The sequence below is a fragment of the Mycobacterium sp. 1245801.1 genome (assembly GCF_001673055.1).
GTDB classification, from domain to species: domain Bacteria; phylum Actinomycetota; class Actinomycetes; order Mycobacteriales; family Mycobacteriaceae; genus Mycobacterium; species Mycobacterium europaeum_A.
This window is the reverse complement of sequence record NZ_LZKY01000299.1, coordinates 1-1837: the sequence shown is the minus strand read 5'-3', so window position 1 is coordinate 1837 and position 1837 is coordinate 1. Positions and strand designations below refer to the sequence as shown.

Genomic DNA, 1837 nt, shown 5'->3' with positions numbered 1-1837 from the left:
TGGGGTCTGCGTGGCGCTCATCGCGACCGTTCGCGGCGCGCCCAGCTTCGCGTTCGCCGCGGCCAGCGAGGCGCCGCCGCAGCCCTCACCGCATTCCGGCGACCACCACAACCTGGACGACTGGCTGCACCGCCATCTGGGGCCTGGGATTCCGTCCCCGTAGGCCGGCCGAGGCCCGGTCCCGGGCCACCCCCGCGGCGGCGAACGAGCGTAAAATCGGGTTACTAGGGGAATAACGGTGGGGACCAAGCGATCTCTCGCGCCACCAATGCGTGCGACGAGGCCCGCCCTCACCGTTATTGGCTAGCAACCGACTATTGGAGGAGCTTTGGACACCGTACTTGGTGTGTCGATGGCGCCGACGGCAGTCCGGATGGTGCGGCGCGACGACGTTCGTGCCGACGTCGGGCCGCTGGTCCGCGGGCGGCCGATTCCCGAAGATCAGTGCCAGCGTCAACGCCGCGACGCCGCCGACGAACACCGCCGCGACGGCGGCGATGGTCACGATCGACTTGCGGCTGCGGCGCTGCTGCGCCGGGGTGCCCGAGAGCCGGTGGGCGTCGGAGGCCGGGTCGTCCTCGGCGCTGTAGGCGAGCTCGGCCGCCGCGGCCGAGGCGGTCTGCGTGGCGCTCATCGCGACCGTTCGCGGCGCGCCCAGCTTCGCGTTCGCCGCGGCCAGCGAGGCGCCGCGCGCCAGGGCCATCTCGGGTTCTTCGGGCGTCGTCACCGACAGGGCGGTCGCCGCCTCGAGCGTGGGTTTGATGGAGGGAATGTCGACCTCCGAGCCGACCAGGAACAACCCGTCGGGCCGCGCGCTCATCGACTCGGCGTCCGAGACCATCGCGGCGAGTTTCGCTAGTGCGGCGTCGTCGTCGCCGGGCAGCGGGTGCCGATGCACGTCGGTGACCGTCCCGTGCGAGGTGTCGACGACAGCCAGGGTCGCGCTGTCCGGTTCGACGAGCAGCAGCGCCGTGCGGGCCCAGTTGGTCGCGCTGCCCATGGCCTGCGCCAGCGCTGCGGCGGCCATGACCGCCGAGACCAGCATGACGTTCTCGATCTTGCGCGCGGCCAACGCGTCTCGCAGTGCCGCCGCCTTGACGGGGTCGGTCCAGCTCACTCCGCTGGACTTGAGCCGATACCCGCCTTGGGCCGCGCTGTCCCGGGTTCCGAGAATGGCCGCGACGACGTGATTGGCTGCGGCGATGGGGGTTTCGTGGCCGGCGACATCGAAACCGTCCTGATCGACCGTCACCCCGCTCGCGGCTTCGCCTTCGACGAGCACCATGCGGACGGTCTCAGGTGCCATAGACACGCCAAGTACGACGTCCACCACTCCTCCACATCGTCCGAAATTGGTAGCCCTGCCCAGATCCGCCACCCTAGCGCGCCGGGTTCGGCCCGCCCGGGAACCGCGAGGGCGCTATCGGTGGCCGAAGCCGTGACCACCGCCGAAGCCGTGGCCGCCAAACCCGTGACCACCACCGAATCCGTGACCCCCGAAGGGTCCGTGGCCGCCGAAGGGTCCGTGGCCGAAGGGTCCGTGACCGCCGAACGGGCCGTGACCGAACGGGCCCCGACCGCCGAGGGGCCCGTGACCGCCGCCCACTCCGGGTACCGGCAGGCGGGGCGGCGGAACGAACACCGGCGGGGGCAGGGCCGGGATGGGCGGAGCGGCGGGCGGCGGCGGGGCGATGGGCTGCGGCGCGGCCAGTGGCTGCGGCGGCGCGATCTTCGGCTGGGCCGCACCGGGGGCCCGGGGGGGGGCGGGGCCGGGGGGGGCGCAGGGGCGGCGGGCTGGCGGCCGCGGCGGCGGAGGCGGCGGCGGACACCCTTAGTC

General features: G+C 73.1%; 1 protein-coding gene. It reads right to left on the bottom strand.

Annotated features, from left to right (window positions below; translation table 11 throughout):
* Positions 1–85: 85 nt before the first annotated feature.
* Positions 86–1330, bottom strand: a complete 1245-nt coding sequence (locus tag A5622_RS19250) for a hypothetical protein (protein ID WP_369829247.1) — start codon at positions 1328–1330, stop codon at positions 86–88.
* Positions 1331–1837 lie beyond the last annotated feature (507 nt).